At 60.8% G+C, this 2,637-nt stretch carries 2 protein-coding genes; one reads left to right on the top strand and one right to left on the bottom strand.

Translation table 11 applies throughout. The annotated features are described in order from the left end of the window. Positions 1-2 precede the first annotated feature (2 nt). Positions 3-1,025 carry an IS110 family transposase gene (locus Q8O80_RS05330; RefSeq protein ID WP_305577703.1) on the top strand — a complete coding sequence of 341 codons (1,023 nt, stop codon included), beginning with the start codon at positions 3-5 and terminating at the stop codon, positions 1,023-1,025. A gap of 356 nt (positions 1,026-1,381) precedes the next feature. On the opposite strand, the gene Q8O80_RS05325 is transcribed toward Q8O80_RS05330, so the two are convergent. Continuing rightward, entirely contained in the window at positions 1,382-1,606 is a 225-nt protein-coding gene (locus tag Q8O80_RS05325) for a hypothetical protein (RefSeq protein ID WP_305577701.1), read from the bottom strand. Positions 1,607-2,637: the final 1,031 nt, after the last annotated feature.

Raw genomic sequence — 2,637 nt, 5'->3', positions numbered from 1 at the left:
CCATAGGCCTCGATCTGGCCAAGCGTGTTTTTCAAGTTCATGCCGTTGACGCGTCTGGAGACGTTGTCGTGCGCAAAGCCCTACGGCGATCGCAAGTTCTGCCGTTCTTCACCAAGTTGCCGCCCTGCCTGATCGGTATCGAGGCGTGCGGCACTTCCCATCATTGGGCGCGCGAGCTGACGCGGCTCGGTCATGAGGTCCGCATGATGCCGCCGGCCTACGTGAAGCCGTATGTGAAGCGCGGCAAGAACGATGCCGTGGACGCCGAAGCGATCTGCGAAGCCGTGACCCGCCCGACCATGCGTTTCGTGGCGATGAAGTCAGCCGAGCAGCAGGCGGCACTGTCGCTTCACCGCACGCGCAATCTCCTGGTTAAGCAGCGCACGCAGCTGGTCAACATGATCCGCGGCCTACTGGCCGAGTTCGGCATCGACATTCCCGAAGGGTTGGAGCGGGCTCTTGGCCTGGCACGCCAGATCGTCGCCAAGGAAGTAACGCCAGACGTGCCGCAGATGGCGATGCATGTTCTAGACCTGCTTTGCGGACAGGTCCTCGATACCCATGTCCGTTTGCAGGCGATCGACCGAGCGATCCTTGCCCTGCAGAGAACCGATGAGGTGGCGCGGCGTCTGTCGACCATTCCTGGGATCGGCCCGGTCGGTGCAACGGCACTCGCGGCATCGGTTGCTGATCCCGGACAGTTCCGTTCGGGTCGAGAGTTCGCCGCCTGGCTGGGGCTTACACCCTCGCAAAACTCGAGTGGTGGCAAGGACCGGCTCGGCCGCATCACCAAGATGGGTGATCGGTATCTGAGGAAGCTCTTGGTGATCGGCGCCACCTCTCTGGTCCGCCGAGCTAAGTATAAATCCCAAGCAGCAGATACCCACCTCCTGGTGTTGCTTGCCCGAAAGCCGGCGCGTGTTGCGAGCGTGGCCATGGCCAACAAGATGGCCCGCGTGGTCTGGGCGGTCATGGCTCGCGGCGAGGTCTACCAAGCTCGCCATACTCCCAGCCTTGCAGCGTAAAACCAGCGAGAGATTGCATCCTGAAGCAATATCCAGTTCGAGCCGATTAACCGGCTCCATGAGGTTGTGAGAGCGACGCGATGTGATGGCGAAACCGGTCAGGCCGGAAACAGGGACAACCCGTCGAATGTCTGAGGCATCATAGCCTGAATTTCAGATTGGGACCCTGTTCGCCGACCCCATCAGGGCCAGCAGTCTCCAATGGCTGCATCAACAGGCCGGACAGAAGACTGCACCCGACCAACGCGCCAGAACGTCGAATTACCTCTTGCAATGCGGGGGCCATCCACAGAAGTCATTGGGGGGCCGGCACTGCCGACAGGAATACCGATTGGCGACATCCTTGGCTGAGCGCGTCAGTCTGCCTGGGGCACAAGTGAATACCCTTGTTGCCGGATATCAGCGTCGATCTTGGTGCCGTACCTGCTCAGGAGCTTATCGTCCGTCAGTGTCGTCGCCAGATTGCGCCATTCCAGGTGCTGCAGGTGCTCTGGAATTCCGCCAAGCGGACCGTAAGGCAATACCAGCAACTCGCGCGGCGTCTTGCCGTCGTCGTGCGCAACAAAGACATTCACTTTCATAGTCGCCTCCCAACCTGCGCCATAGAGACATGCCCCGCAAAACCGCGCAACAACAACATCGAAAGGGGACCACTGTGGTCTGGATAGCCATCCTGACGGGGTCTCCTGCTGAGTGACTTCCCGATGGCTCGGAGGGCAAAATGGCGGCCATGCACCCGACCGCTGATTTCGACATTGCAGTGGGCGCTGCCAGTCATGAGGCGCAGATCCGCCAGGCCCAAAGCACAGTATTGGTAAGCTCACCTGCTGCGGCGTGACCAATGCGACCGGCCGCACCGTCGAGCGCTAGTCCAGCAAGCCGATTAGCCTGACCGGCTTGAAGCCCTGCATGGCATCTATGCCTGAGCGATCGCACACTGTGCCGCTGGCGTGTAGGCCGGGCAGTCGACATTGTTTAGCGCATCGGTGATCAGCCCGGCAATCCGGGCCAGGGTTGCTGCTGGGGGCCGGCGATCTCTGTGCTGGAGATGGCGGTGCGGGGGCGGATACATGGCCAACCAGTGACGCCGGTGGGTCAGCACCGTCGTGCGTGAACTGCAGGGTGAGCCAATCGCACCTCCCGAGCGCCTTGGTCCTTGGCAATGCTGAGGGCGATCTTGGGTGTTATCGCACGACCTCAGCATGGCCGGGGCGCCGGGTCGGTTCTCGTAGTAGGTTGGAGCGGGCAAATGCCAAAAGTGGCATCCCTCGGCGACGCCCATTCCTTTGGGCCTGCATGGCGAGCATGCTCTTGCTTCTCGGCACGGGTCCCGGCCGAAGGGCTCGCCACTAGAAACTCCAGATCAAGTGCCCGCGTGCCGACCAAGCTACGACACCTGATCCATAACAGACTGGGCAAGTTGTTGCCGGCCACCTACACCAAACTCAATGCTTCTTGCATGCACTGCTTTCGGCAGTCGAGTACCCAAGTGACGAGCGAAATGTGCTTCCCGCCAAGCGAAGACTCCGGCTATATTGGCTATTTCGATACAGCGACCGTTTCTGAGGATGTGATGCCCGCTTCAGACTACGCACCAGCCATTCGTCATTGG

The sequence above is a fragment of the Devosia sp. genome, assembly GCF_030689745.1.
GTDB lineage: Bacteria > Pseudomonadota > Alphaproteobacteria > Rhizobiales > Devosiaceae > Devosia > Devosia alba.
This window is presented reverse-complemented; position numbering and strand designations above follow the sequence as displayed.